Source organism: Candidatus Binatia bacterium (assembly GCA_029248525.1).
Taxonomy (GTDB): domain Bacteria; phylum Desulfobacterota; class Binatia; order UBA12015; family UBA12015; genus UBA12015.
In genome coordinates, this window is record JAQWJE010000013.1 from 1 (window position 1) to 16,444 (window position 16,444).

Sequence of the window (16,444 nt, forward strand, 5' to 3'; positions counted from 1 at the left end):
ACACCGACACCGACACCGACACCGACACCGACACCGACACCGACACCGACACCGACACCGACACCGACACCGACACCGACACCGACACCGACACCGACACCGACACCGACACCGACACCGACGCCGACGCCGACACCGACACCCACACCGACGCCTTGAAGCGAGGTTTCGGCGCGGGACCCCGTTTCCGGTTGGAGTCCGGGCGCTCAGTCGTTAATGGCTAGGGATGCCCGACGGTATCGATATTGAAAAAGTAAGCGCCTGGCTTGAGGCCGAGATCGAAGGAGTGAAAGCTCCGTTCACGTTTTCTCCTATCGCAGGCGGTCGCTCGAATTTGACCTTCCGTGTGCAGGGCGCGGACGGGAAGTTGCTGGTTTTGCGGCGGCCCCCGATGGGTGCCGTTCTGGCAACCGCTCATGATATGGCGCGTGAGCATCGTATCATCGCGGCCGTCGGGGCCAGCACGGTTCCGGTGCCGCCGGCACTCGGACTTTGCCTGGACGAAGAGGTCAATGGTGCTCCCTTCTACGTGATGGACTTTGTCGAGGGTGTGGTGCTGGGTGAGCCCGGCAGCGGTGAAGATCAATTCGATGCTGCCGCCGGCCGGCGCACCATGGAGCATATGATCGAGGTGATTGCTGATCTGCACACGGTGGATCCGGACGATATCGGTCTGGGGGATCTGGGTAAAAAGGAAGACTACCTCGGACGACAGCTGAAGCGCTGGCGCGGACAATGGGAGAAGTCCAAGCAACGCGAGTTGCCGGCGATGGAATCCTCCTACGACCTGCTCGTCGATATGCAGCCCGAGCAGCGCTACACCGGCATCGTGCACGGGGATTATCGCCTCGGCAATGTGCTGCTGGCCCCGGAAGGCCGCGTGGCCGCCGTGCTGGATTGGGAGCTCTGCACACTCGGCGATACCCTGGCTGACATCGGCTACCTGCTGAACAACTGGCCGGAAGCCAGCGCGGGCTCGGCGACGCTCAGCGTGGTGCTTGCGGGGTGCCCGTCCAAGGAAGAGTTTCTGGCCATCTACACCGAACGCACCGGCCGCGAGGTTCGCAATATCGAATACTATCAGGCGTTTCAGTTATGGCGTCTGGCCTCGATCTGCGAGGGTGTCTACGCCCGGTTTCGCAAGAAAGTCATGGGGGATCAGAAAGTGGATCTCACCCAATTCGAAGCGCAGGTGACCTACCTGGCCGAGGCCTCGCTGGACATGGCGCGGCGCGTGGCCGGCTGAAGGCCTGCCCGCAGGCAGTCCCTCAGCCGACATCCGCATAGCATCAGAAGCGGTAGCTGAATTCGGCGCCGAAGGTCGCCGGCGGCGCGTAGAATTGCATGACGGTGCCCATGGTGCTGGCAACCGGTGTGGCATTATTGAAATACCTCGTGTTCGTGACGTTCTTGCCCCAGAGAGCAAATTGCGCCTGATCGTTCATGAACTCATACGACAAGCGCAGGTGCAGCAGGTGGTAGGCGGGTTGGGTGGCCGAGGTCAATTCGGGCCCATAGTAGTGGACCGAGGTCTGGAAGGACCAATCAAAGCGAGGCGTGATCCAACCGTTCATCATCGAGCTGCCCAGATCGATCGGGAAGGAATATTGTGCGCCAAGATGGGTCTGCATCTGCGGCACGCCCGGGAAGGTCTCGCCCGAGCGGTTTACAAAAGCGTTGTCGGGATCAAATGTCGGATCAACCAGGTCGGATGCGGCTCTGGGAAAGCTGTTGTACTTCGCATCGAGCAAGGCGAATGAACCCTGAATCCGCAGGCCTTCAATGGGAAGAGCCATGAACTCCAATTCCAGACCGCGCGTCGCGGCGCTGGCGGCATTCTCGATCACCAGGTCGACTTGCGGGACGCAGGGTTGGGGAGAACAAGGTTGCGGCACAATCGTACGCACCTGGATCTCGTCATATTGCCCCATGAAGACTGCAGCGTTGAGGGTCAGTCGCTGCTCGAAAGCAATCATCTTCGATCCGATCTCGAAGTTGTCGAGAGTCTCGGGGTCATAAGCGTTCAGGTTGGATTGCGAATCGGACCGCGCCCCGCCGTTGAAGCCGCCCGCCTTGTAGCCGCGACTGTAGGTGAAGTAGGCCATCAGGCTGTCGATCTCGGTATCGTCGAAGTAAGCTTCGGGCATTCGGTAGGCGACACTCGCCATCGGTGTCCAGGCAGAATAGGTTTGCGAAAGAGAGGTTGGTACGAGAGCGCCGGTTTCCGGATCAACGGTACCGACGAGCGGCTTGAAGGTGGTTTCCTGCCCTGTTTCGCGGTTGTAGAGGGGCGGGATCGACATAAGCTGGTCATATCCCTTCTTGTCCTGACTATAGCGGAGTCCGGCGGTGATCCCGAGCCACTCCACCGGGTCGACGGTGGCTTGTGCGAAAAGTGCCCAGGACCAGTTGTCGACCTCGATCTCTTTCAGTGTCGATCCGCCCTGAGTCCTGGTCGCGACGCTCGGGAAATACTCCTCGGCGCGGGTGGTATCTGCCTTTTCCCAGAAGCCATAGGCACCAAAGACACCCACCGCGCGCCCGTCCCAGGTCTCGACGGTGGCCTGCGCTTCCTGACTGGCCTGCCACGCGTTGCCAGGCTCTCCCCAGGCTCCTGGTCCGCCAACCTCGTTGGCGCCAAGGCCACTGAAATCGCGGTTTCCGCCCGCGGCTCCGCGGTAACCCACCGGCTGAGTGGTCATGTCGATATCGGTCTTCTCGCGGGACTCTTGCGCGCGCCAGGATGTAATCGATTTAAGTTGGAGATCCTCGATGAAGCCGAAGGCGCCCGCTTCATAGGTCGCGGTGGCCCAGGTACCATAACTTTCGATGGTGGCCAGCTGCGGGGTATTCAGGGCGATATTATAAGCGGTGCTTCCCTCGCATGCATCAAAGTAATCAGCCCCTGCATTTGGAAGGAAGCTGTCGGTCAAAAGCGTTGATTGCACAAAGACGCATTTGGCCCCTCGTGCCCGGGTCTGGTCCTTGAACCAGCTACCGGTCACTTCGATCGTCAGCTCGTCGGTGGGCAGGAATCGCAGGCTGCCCAGAAAACCGAGTGAAGCATGATTGTTCAGGTAGACATCGTTGCCCGCGTCATACACGTAGCCGCGCTCATTCTGTGAGGCGAAGGTGAAACGAGAGAAGAGTTTGTCTTCCAGCCAGCCGATATCAATCGGGAGATCGAGCGAAACGCGGGTATCGACGGTGCCGAGCGTGCCGGCGCGCAGGTAGGCATAGGCACCGAGTTCCTGTGCGGGTTTGATCGTGGTCAGGTTGATGGCACCACCGACGGTGTTTTTCCCGAAGAGTGTTCCCTGCGGCCCGCGCAGGACTTCGATGCTCTGGGTGTCGACCAGGCTGAGGATCGATCCTTGCGAGCGGGCAAGATAGACGCCGTCCACATAGATGCCGACGCCGGGGTCGAAGGTGATCTCGGTGTCGCCCTGGCCGACGCCGCGGATGATCACGGTGGCATCATAGCCGGTGATGCCGTCGCGGATCTGCAGGTTGGGCACAAGGTTCTGGATTTCGTCGAGTCGCTCGATGCCGGCGTCGCGCAGCATATTGTCGCTCAGCGCAGTCACGGCAATCGGCGTGTCTTCCAGAGCTTCTTCGCGCTTGCGCGCGCTGACGACGATCTCTTCGATCCGGTTGGCGGTGCGGCGTGAGACCTCGGGGATTTCGCCGTCGTTGTCGGCGGCGGCCTCGACTTGCGCGTCCATGGCGTCGATCTCGTCGGTGATCCCGCCGGTATCGGCCTCGTCGAAGAATTCGGCGGCGGGATCGGTGACAATGCCACCCGCATCTTCCTGCGCTGTGGCGCGGCTGGCAAAACTCAGCAGGGCAAGGCTCAGGACCGCAACAAAATGGACCGGCATCAGCTTGGCATTGGCTTTACGCATTCGATTCCCCCCGCGACCGCTGGATTGGGCCGCTTGCATCTATTCTCAGGAAATCGTCCATTCGTCTAGCGTTTTCGGGTGGGTGCTTCGCTCCGAGTGTTTGGTTTGCGTATCCGGTCGACGGCAGGCTTAAACGGATTTATGGATCCACGACCGCTTGCTGGAATTACTGTTCTCGACCTGACTCGGGTGTTGGCCGGACCCTATTGCACGATGGTGCTGGGGCATTTGGGGGCGCGCGTGATCAAGATCGAAGGCCCCGGCCATTCACAGGATGCCGCGCGGACGCTGGGGCCCTTTGTCGGCGGGAAAAGTCTCTATTACGCGGGCCTGAACTACGACAAGGAGTCGATCCTTCTCGATCTGAAAAAGGACGAGGATCGCGCCATTTTCGAGGATCTGTTGGCAGAGGCGGATGTTGTGGTCGAGAACTACCGACCCGGCGTGATGGAACGTCTTGGCTACGGTTTCGATGCCTTGCACGAGCGCTACCCACGCTTGATCTATGCGGCGGCCTCCGGTTTCGGTCACACCGGGCCGCTCTCCCCGCGTCCCGCTTACGATATGGTCGTGCAGGCGATGAGCGGCCTGATGAGTCTCACGGGACCTCTCGGCGGCGATCCGGTGCGGGTCGGTGTATCGGTCGGCGATATCGTGGCGGGACTCTTCCTGACCATCGGGATCAACTCGGCTCTCTATAAACGCGAAGAAACCGGTCGGGGCCTGAAAATCGATGTGGCGATGCTCGATGCTCAGGTCGCGATTCTCGAGAACGCGCTCACCCGCCATCTGGCGACGGGTGAAGTTCCCGGTCCGCTCGGCACGCGCCATCCCAATATCGCTCCATTTCAGGCTTTTCGTGCGAAGCAGGGGCAATTGGTGGTCTGCGCGGGCCATGACGAACTTTACTGGGATTTCTGTGATGCGATCGGGCGCTCGGATCTGAAGGAGGACGAACGCTTCCTCACAGCCGACCTGCGACGTCAGAATATCGACGAACTCGAGCGCCAGGTCGAGCAGACCTTTGCCTCGGAAGATGCCGCGCATTGGCTCGGCGTGCTCGAGAAGGCCCGCATTCCGGTAGCCCCGATCAACACTGTTGCCGACGTGGCGCGCCTCGATCAGGTGGCCGCCCGCAAGATGATTCGGTCGGTGGAAGATCCACCGATCGGCACGCTGCGGGTGCCGGGCAACCCCATCAAGATGTCGGGCGTACCTGAGCCCGAGACCCACCGGCCCGCACCCGAGCTCGATCAGGATCGTGCGATGATTCTGCGGTGGTTGGGCGGCACCTGACCTCGCGCCTTATATCGCGCCACGACCAATTCAGCCGGGTTTTTTACCCGTCAGCACTTCATCGCCCACCGCGTCGCGCAGGAATGACGAAAAGTCGGGACCTCGCCGCAGGGCTTGGCCGCCGTCAATATTGATGGCGGCCCCGGTGATCCAGCGGGCCTGATCTCCGATCAGGAACCGGACCAGATGGCCCACGTCCTCGGGTTCGCCGACATCCCCCAGCGGCGTGTTCTTGACGTAACTCTCGAAGACTTCACTGTCGCGGGGGACCCCCTCCATGATCTCGGTGGCAATAAACCCGGGTCGAACACTATTGAAGCGGATCTTTGCCGGACCGAACTCGTCGGCGGCATTGCGCATCATTTGCTCGATCCCGGCCTTGCCGGCCGTATAGGCCCCGAAAAGAGGGTGCGTGACATGGCCCGCGAGCGAAGACATGCCGACAAAAGAGCCGCCGCCCGCGTCTCGCATCAGCGGAACCGCATGTTTGATGCAGAGCATGGTCCCCAACACATTGAGTTGCAGGACCCGCAGGAATTCGTCCTTTTCCTGCATATGAAATGGCGCGATCATGCCCCCACCACCGGCATTCGCGACCACACCGTCGAGGGTGCCGGTGAGTGAGGCTGTGGATTCGATGGTCTCGCGCACCGAGTCCTCATCGGTCACATCGCAGACCCGATGTTGGACATCGCCACCGAAGCCCGCCTTGTCGCGGGCACGTCCAGCGGAGTCGACCAGGCTGGATTCGGTCCGGCCGCAGATCATCACTTGCGCGCCGTCGGCTGCCAGCGCGGCGGCACAGGCATGGCCGATGCCGGTGCCTCCTCCGGTTACCAGAATTGATTTTCCCTCAAGTCCACCTTGCATGCGTGTCACTTCCTTCCACCTCTAGTGCCGGAATACTGCAAGAGGCGTTACGCGTCGAGCCATTCTCTGACTTTTGCTGAGGTCGGGTCCTGTTCCGGACCCCGTCTGACCATGGGAGGTGAACCATTGAAGATGATTCGGAATCGATTGCACCGGGTTCTTTTCGAGCGCGAGGTTCTGGGGAAGGATTTTGCGAGTTGGTGCGAGATGGACCCCAGCCATTTCAATCGGATCAAAAATGGGCATGTTGTGCCCAGTTTGAAAACGGCTTTGCGGATTTGTGAAATCCTCGGTCTGGAGGTCGAGGAGATTTTCTCATTGGATGACACGAAAAAATCAGCGCCGGCACGCGCGAGTTCATCGTCGGGAGAGACAGCCAAGAACATCGGCAATATGAGGGGCCGATGGTCCGCCTGAGTCTCGACAACCGCATCGCAAAAATACTCGCAGCTTCGGGATGGCGCGAGAGCGAACTGGCCTTCCATTGCGAAATGGACCAGGGCCACCTCAATCGCATCAAGCATGGGCGGGTGCAGCCGAACCTGCTGACCGCGCTCAAGATCTCGCGGAGCCTCGAGTTGCCCGTGCGTGCGATTTTTCGCTTGCGGCGCTCGGATCCGCGGGGAGACTCAGAGCCGGACGCGTGAGTTCTTCTTGCGTCCGTTCCCGCGCAAGACAGCACCCAGCGCCATGCCGAACAGAAGGATCCCTCCGCCCGTCAGCCATTCTCGCCATCGAACGTCGGCCCGGAGTTGGTCTCGCTCGGCCTGTAGCAGGTCGATTTTGGCGACCTGATTTTTGTCGCGGCTCTCCAGTGCAAGGTTCTCGGATTCGAGTTCCTCGGTTCGCGACCGCAGGCCGTTGGTGATGCGAGCGGCTTCGGTTTGGGCCTGTAGGAGAGATTCTTTGGTGGCCGCCAGGGCCGCGGTGACGGTTTCCAACTGGATACTGGCGGGTGGGGTGTCCACCAGATAGCCCGAGGGAATCCAGCCCGAGCGGCCCTCGTCCGGTTGGACCTCTCGCCAACCCTCGCGCGAGTTGAGGATGTCCACATGTGCCTCGGCCGAGATCTTGCCGAGGATCTTGTATTGCGTGCCAGGGCCACGCCGGAGGTTCAAGGTCACCTTGCCGCTGACCCAGGCGTCTTCGGCGTGGCTTGTTTCGGGGCCGAGTCCGAGGAGGCAAAGCGAGGCTAGTATGATTCCCGTGCGACGAAGCGGATTCCGGATGCGCATCATCGGAGTATTGAGCCATCCGGGGTTGATCACAAGCCCTCGGGGTTCGTCGGCCCTGCCACTCGCGAAAGTATTGAAAAATTGAAGGAAAACGTATGCTTGCTGTCGGCCGGATGGGTCTTGCCGCGCTCTTCCTGAAAAAGTGAGGTGTCGATTGGAGGCAGAAAGACGTCGCCTTCAGGGGCCGCATGAACACGGGTCAGATAGATTCTGTCCGCAAGAGGGAGGGCTTCGGCGTAGAGCGATGCCCCGCCGATAACGAAGGCTTCGGTTTCTCCAGCGCTCTGTGCTGCCTTGAGTGCCTCGGTGAGATCGGGCAGGACCCGAGCGCCCGGCAACTCGAGAGATTTCGAGCGGGAGAGCACCAAACTGGTGCGCCCGGGCAGAGGTCGGCCAATCGAATCCCAGGTGCGCCGGCCCATCAGAATATGATGTCCGGTCGTCAGAGCTCGGAATCGTTTCAAATCCTCCGGAAGGCGCCAGGGAAGGTCGCCGCGCTGCCCGATCACGTTATTCTCACCGGCAGCAACGATCAGCGAAACTTTCAAATCGCGACCGCGGCCTTGATATGGGGATGAGGATCGTAGGCTTCGAGGGAAAAATCCTCGTAGGTGAAATCGAAGATGGATTCTCTGGGCTGCAGGATTCGCATCGTCGGGAGTTCCCGTGGCTCTCGCTCCAACTGGAGCCGCGCCTGGTCGAGGTGGTTGGCGTAGAGATGGGCGTCGCCGAGAGTGTGGACGAACTCGCCAGGCGCCAGACCTGTGGTCATCGCCAGCATCTGTGTGAGGAGAGCATACGAGGCGATATTGAAGGGAACGCCCAGAAAAACGTCCGCGCTTCGTTGGTAGAGCTGGCACGAGAGCCGGCCCTGACTGACATAGAACTGAAACAGGCAATGGCAGGGGGGCAGGGCCATTTTTTCGACATCCGTTGGGTTCCAGGCCGTAACCATGAGCCTCCGGGAGTCCGGATTAGTGCGAATTTCATTCTCGACCCAGGCGATCTGGTCAATGGTCTCGCCGCCCCGGCCCGGCCAGGAGCGCCACTGATGGCCGTATACCGGCCCCAGGTCGCCTTCGGCATCTGCCCACTCGTCCCAGATGGAAACGTTGTTCTGTTTCAGCCATGCGATGTTGGTCTCACCGCGTAAAAACCAGAGGAGTTCAATAATAATTGAGCGTAAGTGGAGCTTTTTTGTGGTCAGGCAAGGAAACCCCTGAGCCAGATCGAAGCGCATTTGATGGCCGAAAACGCTTCGTGTGCCGGTCCCCGTGCGGTCACTGCGGTCGGTACCGGTGGCAAGGATTCTCTCCAGAAGGTCATGGTAAACTCGCATCGCGGACCCCGATCATAGTCGGAAGGGTGGGCTTGCTCCATGGTTCGGGATGAATTGAGGCATGATTTTTTGGAAAACTGCCGATGGCGTAGCCAGAGGTTGGAAAAGGCAATGGTATGCCCCGCGTTTGGGCAATCGCTGCTGATTTAGGCACTCGAGATCAGGGGGGTTGGGCGGTGCTTGCATTGAACCCCATGATTTCTGTAGAATGGAGCGACTTCTCGTTGTCCCAAGGTGGTGACGACGTTCGGGCATGATGGTTGCTGTGTGGATGTGGTGTGGCCTGCGTTGCAGGATTGGCTCTCGGATCAAAGGATCCCAAGTGCGAACTTTGCGCAAAGCTTGATCTCGTTGGGGGGCGTCCCCAATGGGTCCAAAGGCTCGCCCAGAATTGAATGAGGAGAAAAAGAAAATGAAGAGTTTGAAAACAGGAAAGAGCTTCCGCTTCGCGGTGGCAATGATGGCTGCGGGTTCGCTCGCAATGGCGGGTGCGGCGCAGGCGGACGAGGTCGTCCCCGGCGAAGCCGTAATCGTTGGCGAGGAAATCGTCGTAGTCGAAGAAGGATGTGCCGATTGCCCCGTGGGCAATAACGGTTTCATCACGATCGCCGGCGGCGTGGACCTCTACGACAAGTACTTCTTCCGTGGACTGACCCAGCAGACAGCCGGTTTGCAGGCGCAGCCCTGGGCCGAGATAGCGATCCAGTTGGTCGATAACGGCGAAGGCCCTTTCCAGAACGTTTCGTTCTTTGTGGGCACGTGGGCCAGCCTGAACTCCAAGGATCTTGGTTTCGGGAATCTGGATGCCACGCAAAATCCGGCTCCTCTTTATGAGTTGGATCTCTACGTCGGCGTGAGTGCATCGCTGGGCGCCGGTTTCACCGCTTCGGTGAGCTACGTCAACTATCTCTACCCCAACAACGGATTCTCGACGATTCAGGAATTGGATCTCGGAATCAGCTTCGATGACTCCGAGCATTTGGGTGCCTTTGCTCTCTCTCCCTACGCGTTGTTCGCTTTTGAAGTGGCAGGCGGCAGCAGCGGTATCAACGGCAACAAGAACGGCAGCTATCTCGAAATCGGCGCCGAGCCGGGATACACCTTCAACGAAGATGGCTCCACGCCGATTACGGTCAGCGCCCCGATTGCTTTGGGCATGGCCATTGGCGAGGACTACTACTACGGTGGCGACACGCTCGGCTTTGCTTCGCTGGGCCTCTCCGGAGCGGCACCTCTGTCGTTTGTGCCTGCGGGCTACGGCGACTGGTCTGTCTGGACCGGGATCACCGGCATCTGGCAGGCTGCGGCAATTCGTACGGGTGGTTCGGATTGGAAGCCGAACTTCGGTGCCGGCATTTCCATGGAGTACTGATTTCCCTTTGTTCGGAAAGCGGTTTCCAAGGGGAACCGCTTTCCGGCAGATGGTTTTCAAAGCCCTCGACCTTCGGGTCGGGGGCTTTTTTGTGCCGAAAGAGTTGGGCCGGGGACTGACGCGACCTGAGTCTCGGTCGAGTCGCCGGTGCCCCGCAAATTCCCGGCGGGATCACGGGAGGTCAACCGCGGAAGCAGGCGCTCGAACGGTCTTCGCCAGCCCGGCGATTGCTATTGGGGAGAGGTACCGCCGAGAACAGAGGCTCCGACGAGAATCAGAGCCGATATCAGCCATACCCCAAGTGCGAGGGTGATCGGAAGCGGCGTCGCTTCTTCCTCCCCAACAACCTCTTCCACCAACCCCTCCGTCCGCATGGGTCTTGCTTAACAGTTCCGCAGAGTCGTTTCGATCGCAAGCTGGCAAAAACTGAGATCGGGGGGCGTGTCGACTCGATGCACGCGGCCTTCGGTGAGGCTCCGAGGGCCATGATTCAGGATCATGGCCCTCGGTCTCGGGTCGATCAGAATTGGGCGATGATCTTTTCGCCGCTCTTGGTTTGGCATTCGCCTACGCCGCCGCCTTCCATGCCGGCTGCGGGCTGCGAGAGGTGGAAACGGCAGCGCATGGTGCCCCCCTTGTCGCCAAAGAGCGTCGCGATGACCTTGCCGCTATAGTTTTTCACAAAGGTCGAGTAGTTATTTCCATAACCCCAGGGACTCCCGTAGGGGCCCCAATCATTCCAGTAGCCGCCGCCGGCGCCCCAGCCGCCGCCCCAGCCGCCCATATAGCCGCCTCCGCCGAGGGTATTGGCGCTGGTGGAGGAAGTGATCTGGAGATATTTGCCGGTATAAAGCTCCCCCGAGGGGACGTGTACCGACATGGTGCCCCCACCGCTGAAGCCGGGGGTATTCCAGTTCATGGTGACGGGCGTGGTTGCTTTTTCGCCGGGGACTTCCAATCGGCCGAGGATGGTGCCTTGTTGCGCACATCCTGCGAGTAGCGCGAAGCTGGCCGCAATCCCAAAGTTCCGAATTAATTTAGCGTTCATTATGAGCCCTCCTAGGCGCCTAGTATACGCTCTCTGGCCTACGTCGATTCCGGAGCTCCTGCAAGCTGATCCAGAGAAACCCAAAGATTTTCAGTAGAAGCTGGGTTGGACCGGGCGGGCCAGCCGGCCCGTCTGCAGGGCCGACTCGAATTGGCGCACAGCGTCCGCGACATGCAGATCGCTGGTGCGGATGGGTCGCAGGAGCAGCACGTCTTCGAGGCGACGGCAGCGGCTGAGAGCGACGTAGAGTTGACCGTCGGCAAACGCGCCGCGGCCAAGGTCGATGGCCATTTTCTCGAGAGTCATTCCCTGACTTTTATGAATGGTGATCGCCCAGGCCAAAACCAGCGGCAGCTGGTGATATTTGCCGATCACGCGGCTTTCGATGCGCCCGGCCCCCGGGTTCCACTCAAAAGAGGTCGATTCCCAAGTCACCTCGCGGACCTCATGAACGTCGCCGGTTCCGGGACCCCAAAGAATCTCGACCTCGGCACTTTCCTCGCCGACCTCGACCACGCGCCCCAGGGTGCCATTGACCCAACGGTGCCCCGAATCGTTGCGGGTAAACAGCACCTGAGCTCCTACGGCAAGATCCAGCTGCATGGGGGCGGGGAGCCGCTCCTTTGTCGGGGGCAACTCGCCCTCGGTCCGACCCAAATACCGACGAGAAGCGTCGGTGAGCTCCCGGAGTTGATAGCGATTCCGAGTTTCGGCGTCGTTGACTCGTGTGGTCAGGGTGACGCGTCCCTCGAGTGCGGCAGCGTCAATCCCGTCCGGAAATCCGACCCGGCACCGTTCGTTGATTGCCTCGATGGCCGCAGGTGCGCCGGGACCGCCGTCGCGGACAGCTTCAAGCAGCGCGAGATCTTCGGCATCCTCCTGTCGATACACGGTTTCCAGTTCGACATGCTGCAGCACCGCATCCTGCAGGCAGAGGGCATCAAAGAACCATTCGCTGGCATAATGGGTGTCAAAAAAAGGTTTTTCAGCCTCGCGGACCACAGGGGCGAGTTGAAAGAGATCGCCCACGCAGATCATCCGCACGCCACCGAAGGGGCGGTCGCGGTAGGGCCCATTCATGCGGAGGAACTTCTCCATTCCATCGAGGAGGTCTGCACGTACCATCGAGATTTCATCCACGATCAAGACGTCGAGGTTCTCGTAGAGCGCCCGGTTGCGGAGCTTGCGGATATCGGTCAATTCCACGGGCCTGGGGGGGAGGCGGCAGAAAGAGTGGATGGTTTGCCCCCCGATCTGAATCGCCGCCAACCCGGTAGGCGCGACCACAGCGACATTCGCCTTGTTTTCCAGAGAGTCGCGCAGAAGGTGGATCAGGGTGCTCTTGCCGGTCCCCGCGCGCCCGGTGACGAGGAGAAACGGGGCTTCGTCCTGCACCAGCTCGATGGCTCGAAAAAATCCTTCGTCGAGTTTCAGCCCTCGCTCGGCGGCATCTTCCTGAATCTGATCGAGAATGAGGTCCATGGGTTCTGCCTCAGAGGTTTTCGGCCGGCGAGCGGACCAGAAGGCTCAGCGTCTCGCTGATACCGGCATGCACGACGGCGTCTGCCTGATGATCCATTTCCGTGGGCTCGCCATTGATAATCACCACCCGTGCGCCATTTTTTCTGGCCAGAGGTACGACTCCGGCGATCGGGTAGACGCCAAGCGTGCTGCCGATCGCCAGAAGCAGATCGCAGTTGCGGGCTTCCTCCTTGGCGCGACTCAGATCTTCGGGGACCAGAGCCTGACCGAAGGAGATCGTGGCGGATTTCAGAATCCCCGCACAGTCAATGCACGCAGGGTCGGACTCGCCGTCGTTGACACGGTCCAATGCATGCGACATCGGCCAGCGACGATCGCAAGAAAGGCAGACCACCTCGCGGACCGTGCCGTGGATCTCGACAATCTTTTCCGGGTCGGAACCCGCGGCGTGATGCAGACCGTCCACGTTTTGTGTCAGGATCGCCTGCAATTTCCCTTGTTGCTCGAGTTCGACCAGGGCGAGATGGCCCGGATTTGGATCCCGCGGGCTCCCGAACATTGCCTGCCGGCTTTGCCATGCCGCTTCCCTCACTTCCGGGTCGGCCACGTAGTGTTTGAGGGTGGCCATTTTTTCCGCCTTGGGGTTCTTGGTCCAGAGCCCCTGAGGCCCGCGAAAATCCGGGATCCCGGAATCCGTGGAGATTCCGGCGCCGGTCAGAGCGACGATGCGTTCAGCCGCTTCGATCCAATTTCTGATTTCTTCCATCTCGCTCACAGCTTGGTCCTAGCCCAGCCCGCGCCGGTCGGGAAGTGTGGCGCTGGTACAAATACCCGCGGCCAGCATAGAGTGGTCCCGGAGTTGAACGGGCCCCGCGCCCAAGAAGGAGAAGTCGATGTCGGATCCCGAGAGTGTCAGTCGAGAAGCCCTGCGGCGTTTGATCGCCTTGTTGGAAGAAGTGGATAGCCGCTGGCTGGGACCGGAATGGAACCTGAACTCCGCAGACGATATCGCACAAGGCACGCGCGCGCTGATGCATATGCTCCAGGGTGGGCTCGATTCGTTTTTCGAGTGTGATCCCAAGCATCCCGATTTTCGCAAGATTGTGACCCCCTACAAGAAGTTCACGGGTGATAATGCAGATGCGATTTATTACGACGCTCCGATTGATCCGGGATGTTCCTACGAGGTGGAAGGCAACCTGAGCGGCGCGGTCTATACGGCCTTTACCATAGAATGTGGTGTCGGAGATGGCCGGATGGGCACGCGTCTGGGCGGTGTTCTGAATGACTCGGACCTCGATATCGATGCAGCGGGCAACTTCGTGATTCGTCTCGGCGGTGCGCCGCAGGAGCGGAATTGGCTTCCTTTACCCGAGGACGCCTTCCGGATTACGACGCGACATTATTTCGAAGACAAAGTTCATGCCGCTGTTGATACGAACCGGCATTGCTCTCTAAGTATTCGCAACTGCGATGCTTCGGCACCGCCGCCGGCGCCCAGCGATACCACCGTGGCTGCCGGCATCGACCGCGTCGGCAATTTCATTCGCTCACGCACCCTGGAGCAGCCTGCGATGGCAGACGCCGAGACACCGGCCTTTGTGTCCAAGGTGCCCGGAGTTTTTCCCGCTCCGGTCTCGCCCGGCGATCATGGTTTGGCCGCGTCGGATGCTGCCTATTCCATGGCGCCGTTTTTTCTCGGCCCGGACCAGGCATTGGTGATGACGGCTCGATGGCCGGAATGCCGTTGTGCGAATGTCGTGCTCTGGAACCGGCATATGCAGACGTTTGATTACGTGAATCGCACGATATCCCTGAACCGGGAGCAGACGGTGCTGGAGGAAGACGGTAGTTTGCGAATTATCGTGGCCCCTGCTGATCCGGGGCATCCGAACTGGCTGGATACCGAAGGGCGGGCCCTGGGGTTGGTTTTCTGGCGCTTCATGTTGCCGGAGGGCTCGATCGAGACGCCGGTCGCCGAAGTCGTTTCCATGGAGTCGCTTGTGGCGAAGCCATGATCCGACGGGTGAGGCATCGAGTTGAGGCTCGATACCGGTTGAGATACCAGCAATAGATCCTATGGTCGTCCTTGGTCTGTCTTTTTTTTACCACGATAGCGCGGCCGCGCTGGTGCAAGATGGTGTGGTGGTGGCCGCAGCAGCCGAGGAACGATTTTCTCGTATCAAGCACGATAGCGGGTTTCCGTTGCGGGCGATCGATTTCTGTTGCAAACGTGCCGGCATCTCGATTCACGATGTGGATCAAATCGTTTTTTACGAGAAACCGTTTGTGAAATTCGAGCGCCTCTTGCTAACGGCATTCGCTACCTTTCCGCGATCGCATCGGGTCTTTCAGGAGTCGATGCGTCGTTGGATTACGGACAAACTTTGGGTCAAACCTCTGATCCGCGACCAGTTGAAAGTCGATCCTCGAAAAATTCTCTTCTGCGACCATCATATGTCGCATGCGGCAGCTTCGTTTTATTGCTCGCCCTACGAGGAGGCCGCGATTATTACGGTCGATGGGGCCGGTGAGTGGACGACCGGGACAACAGGTCTGGGTCGCGGCAATCATATCGACCTGGAACAGGAAAGCCGTTTCCCGCATTCGCTGGGCTTGCTCTATTCGGCTTTCACTGCGTATTGCGGCTTCGAGGTCAATGAAGGTGAATACAAGCTGATGGGGATGGCGCCCTATGGCGAGCCGCGTTACGTCGAGCGGATCGAAAAGATGATTCACGTCGGCAGCGATGGGTCCTATTGGCTGGATCTGGATTATTTCTCATTCCATCATTCTCCGGACCAGACCTTGTCGCCCAAATTTTCCGAGTGCATGGGTGCCCCGCCACGTGATCCGTCGCTGGGGGACAAGACCCTCGATCCATTTTATTGTGACGTGGCGATGTCGATTCAGGCAGTCACCGAATCCATCCTGATCAAGCTCGCAAGGAATATGCGGCAAAAAACTGGCCAGGATAATCTCTGCCTCTCCGGTGGGGTCGCGCTGAACTCGGTCGCGAATGCGAAGATTCTTCGCGAATCCGGATTCTCGAGTATCTATATACCGCCCGGCCCCGGGGATGATGGTGGGGCCATCGGGGCGGCATTGTGGTGTTACCATCAAGTCTTGGGCAAGCCCCGTGGCCCGATGCTCGACTCGGCCTATCTGGGGAGTGAGTACAGCGAGAGTCAGATCGGAGATTTCCTCAAAGAGCATGATTTGCCGTTCGAGCATATCGATGACGATGAGAAATTCTTTGATCGAGTCGTCGAGAATTTGCTCGACGGCCGTGTAGGCGGATGGATGCGCGGCCGTCAGGAATGGGGCCCGCGTGCTCTTGGGGCGCGATCGATTATTGCCGATCCACGGCGCGCCGAGATGAAGGAAATCGTCAACGCGAAGATCAAGTTTCGGGAGGCCTTCCGTCCCTTTGCGCCCAGTGTTTTGGCCGAGCGCTGCAGCGAGTTTTTTGAACTCCCGAATGCACTGGACCATTATCCGGCTGATTTCATGCTCTATGTCGTTCCTGTGGTCGAAGATAAGCGCGAGGAGCTGCCCGCGATCACGCATGTCGATGGCTCCGGTCGCCTGCAGACCATTCGGCAGTCGACAAATCCGGCGTATCATCGGGTTGTCGAGAAGTTCGGTGAAGCGACGGGTGTTCCTGTGGTGCTCAACACGAGCTTCAATCTAAAGGGAGAGCCGATCGTGGAAACGCCTGCGAACGCCTTCAATACGTTCAGTCGTTCCGAGATGGACGTGCTCTATCTCGGGAATTTCATCGTCCCGCATAAGGCCAAGAAGAAGATCGTTGACGACGAGAAGTTTGTTCTCCGCCACGCCGGAGACTCTGTCGTCGGGATGCTCTCCTGAAAGATTTCGTTGCCCTCAGGCGGC

Annotated in this window: 16 protein-coding genes; 7 read left to right on the plus strand and 9 right to left on the minus strand. The window is 59.7% G+C overall.

From position 1 onward, the window contains the following. Positions 1-226: 226 nt before the first annotated feature. Positions 227-1,246, plus strand: coding sequence for a phosphotransferase family protein (locus P8K07_02675; GenBank protein ID MDG1957422.1), 1,020 nt, complete (start codon positions 227-229; stop codon positions 1,244-1,246). A gap of 43 nt (positions 1,247-1,289) precedes the next feature. Here the strand turns inward: P8K07_02675 and P8K07_02680 are convergent, their stop codons facing one another. Continuing rightward, positions 1,290-3,905: a TonB-dependent receptor gene (locus tag P8K07_02680; GenBank protein MDG1957423.1), complete on the minus strand. Its 2,616-nt coding sequence runs from the start codon at positions 3,903-3,905 to the stop codon at positions 1,290-1,292. A gap of 141 nt (positions 3,906-4,046) precedes the next feature. Between P8K07_02680 and P8K07_02685 the strand changes: the two genes are divergently transcribed. Next, the gene (locus P8K07_02685) at positions 4,047-5,201 is read left to right on the plus strand and encodes a CoA transferase (protein ID MDG1957424.1); all 1,155 of its coding nucleotides are present in this window, start codon (positions 4,047-4,049) and stop codon (positions 5,199-5,201) included. A 30-nt stretch (positions 5,202-5,231) separates the two neighbouring features. Here the strand turns inward: P8K07_02685 and P8K07_02690 are convergent, their stop codons facing one another. Beyond that, on the minus strand, positions 5,232-6,071 hold the full coding sequence (locus P8K07_02690) for an SDR family oxidoreductase (protein ID MDG1957425.1): 840 nt from the start codon (positions 6,069-6,071) through the stop codon (positions 5,232-5,234). 132 nt (positions 6,072-6,203) lie between these two features. On the opposite strand from P8K07_02690, the gene P8K07_02695 reads away from it, so the two are divergent. Together P8K07_02695 and P8K07_02700 are read left to right on the plus strand one after the other, a co-directional pair. Next, positions 6,204-6,488 carry a helix-turn-helix domain-containing protein gene (locus P8K07_02695; protein MDG1957426.1) on the plus strand — a complete coding sequence of 95 codons (285 nt, stop codon included), beginning with the start codon at positions 6,204-6,206 and terminating at the stop codon, positions 6,486-6,488. Further along, positions 6,476-6,718: a hypothetical protein gene (locus tag P8K07_02700; protein MDG1957427.1), complete on the plus strand. Its 243-nt coding sequence runs from the start codon at positions 6,476-6,478 to the stop codon at positions 6,716-6,718. Before P8K07_02695 ends, P8K07_02700 begins: the two co-directional genes overlap by 13 nt. Here P8K07_02700 and P8K07_02705 read toward each other — a convergent pair. From P8K07_02705 to P8K07_02715, 3 genes are read right to left on the minus strand one after another with little or no spacing between them, the layout of a single operon-like run. After that, entirely contained in the window at positions 6,701-7,309 is a 609-nt protein-coding gene (locus P8K07_02705; protein ID MDG1957428.1) for a TIGR04211 family SH3 domain-containing protein, read from the minus strand. The two genes, P8K07_02700 and P8K07_02705, sit on opposite strands and share 18 nt — an antisense overlap. Positions 7,310-7,335: 26 nt before the next feature. Continuing rightward, a complete protein-coding gene (locus tag P8K07_02710) occupies positions 7,336-7,854 on the minus strand; it encodes a dihydrofolate reductase (GenBank protein MDG1957429.1) in 519 nt (172 codons plus the stop codon). Continuing rightward, complete coding sequence (locus P8K07_02715) at positions 7,851-8,645, minus strand: thymidylate synthase (GenBank protein ID MDG1957430.1); 795 nt, start codon at positions 8,643-8,645, stop codon at positions 7,851-7,853. Before P8K07_02715 ends, P8K07_02710 begins: the two co-directional genes overlap by 4 nt. Positions 8,646-9,057: 412 nt before the next feature. Between P8K07_02715 and P8K07_02720 the strand changes: the two genes are divergently transcribed. Next, positions 9,058-10,017: a hypothetical protein gene (locus P8K07_02720; GenBank protein ID MDG1957431.1), complete on the plus strand. Its 960-nt coding sequence runs from the start codon at positions 9,058-9,060 to the stop codon at positions 10,015-10,017. A gap of 230 nt (positions 10,018-10,247) precedes the next feature. Here P8K07_02720 and P8K07_02725 read toward each other — a convergent pair whose 3' ends face one another. The 4 genes from P8K07_02725 to P8K07_02740 all read right to left on the minus strand — a co-directional run bounded on the left by P8K07_02725 (position 10,248) and on the right by P8K07_02740 (position 13,313). Beyond that, a complete protein-coding gene (locus tag P8K07_02725; GenBank protein ID MDG1957432.1) occupies positions 10,248-10,391 on the minus strand; it encodes a hypothetical protein in 144 nt (47 codons plus the stop codon). 146 nt (positions 10,392-10,537) lie between these two features. Beyond that, positions 10,538-11,065: a hypothetical protein gene (locus P8K07_02730; protein ID MDG1957433.1), complete on the minus strand. Its 528-nt coding sequence runs from the start codon at positions 11,063-11,065 to the stop codon at positions 10,538-10,540. Positions 11,066-11,155: 90 nt separating this feature from the next. Beyond that, positions 11,156-12,547, minus strand: a complete 1,392-nt coding sequence (locus tag P8K07_02735) for a DEAD/DEAH box helicase (GenBank protein ID MDG1957434.1) — start codon at positions 12,545-12,547, stop codon at positions 11,156-11,158. A gap of 10 nt (positions 12,548-12,557) precedes the next feature. After that, positions 12,558-13,313, minus strand: coding sequence for a Sir2 family NAD-dependent protein deacetylase (locus P8K07_02740; protein MDG1957435.1), 756 nt, complete (start codon positions 13,311-13,313; stop codon positions 12,558-12,560). A 127-nt stretch (positions 13,314-13,440) separates the two neighbouring features. On the opposite strand from P8K07_02740, the gene P8K07_02745 reads away from it, so the two are divergent. Both P8K07_02745 and P8K07_02750 read left to right on the plus strand, forming a co-directional pair. Next, on the plus strand, positions 13,441-14,565 hold the full coding sequence (locus P8K07_02745; GenBank protein MDG1957436.1) for a DUF1214 domain-containing protein: 1,125 nt from the start codon (positions 13,441-13,443) through the stop codon (positions 14,563-14,565). Positions 14,566-14,626: 61 nt separating this feature from the next. After that, positions 14,627-16,420, plus strand: a complete 1,794-nt coding sequence (locus P8K07_02750; GenBank protein MDG1957437.1) for a carbamoyltransferase N-terminal domain-containing protein — start codon at positions 14,627-14,629, stop codon at positions 16,418-16,420. Positions 16,421-16,444: the final 24 nt, after the last annotated feature.

Bases quoted from the DNA above. Each gene is read 5' to 3' on its own strand.
- P8K07_02675 (MDG1957422.1), top strand. From the start codon at position 227: ATGCCCGACGGTATCGATATTGAAAAAGTAAGCGCCTGGCTTGAGGCC.
- P8K07_02680 (MDG1957423.1), bottom strand. From the start codon at position 3,905: ATGCGTAAAGCCAATGCCAAGCTGATGCCGGTCCATTTTGTTGCGGTC.
- P8K07_02685 (MDG1957424.1), top strand. From the start codon at position 4,047: ATGGATCCACGACCGCTTGCTGGAATTACTGTTCTCGACCTGACTCGG.
- P8K07_02690 (MDG1957425.1), bottom strand. From the start codon at position 6,071: ATGCAAGGTGGACTTGAGGGAAAATCAATTCTGGTAACCGGAGGAGGC.
- P8K07_02695 (MDG1957426.1), top strand. From the start codon at position 6,204: ATGATTCGGAATCGATTGCACCGGGTTCTTTTCGAGCGCGAGGTTCTG.
- P8K07_02700 (MDG1957427.1), top strand. From the start codon at position 6,476: ATGGTCCGCCTGAGTCTCGACAACCGCATCGCAAAAATACTCGCAGCT.
- P8K07_02705 (MDG1957428.1), bottom strand. From the start codon at position 7,309: ATGATGCGCATCCGGAATCCGCTTCGTCGCACGGGAATCATACTAGCC.
- P8K07_02715 (MDG1957430.1), bottom strand. From the start codon at position 8,645: ATGCGAGTTTACCATGACCTTCTGGAGAGAATCCTTGCCACCGGTACC.
- P8K07_02720 (MDG1957431.1), top strand. From the start codon at position 9,058: ATGAAGAGTTTGAAAACAGGAAAGAGCTTCCGCTTCGCGGTGGCAATG.
- P8K07_02725 (MDG1957432.1), bottom strand. From the start codon at position 10,391: ATGCGGACGGAGGGGTTGGTGGAAGAGGTTGTTGGGGAGGAAGAAGCG.
- P8K07_02730 (MDG1957433.1), bottom strand. From the start codon at position 11,065: ATGAACGCTAAATTAATTCGGAACTTTGGGATTGCGGCCAGCTTCGCG.
- P8K07_02735 (MDG1957434.1), bottom strand. From the start codon at position 12,547: ATGGACCTCATTCTCGATCAGATTCAGGAAGATGCCGCCGAGCGAGGG.
- P8K07_02740 (MDG1957435.1), bottom strand. From the start codon at position 13,313: ATGGAAGAAATCAGAAATTGGATCGAAGCGGCTGAACGCATCGTCGCT.
- P8K07_02745 (MDG1957436.1), top strand. From the start codon at position 13,441: ATGTCGGATCCCGAGAGTGTCAGTCGAGAAGCCCTGCGGCGTTTGATC.
- P8K07_02750 (MDG1957437.1), top strand. From the start codon at position 14,627: ATGGTCGTCCTTGGTCTGTCTTTTTTTTACCACGATAGCGCGGCCGCG.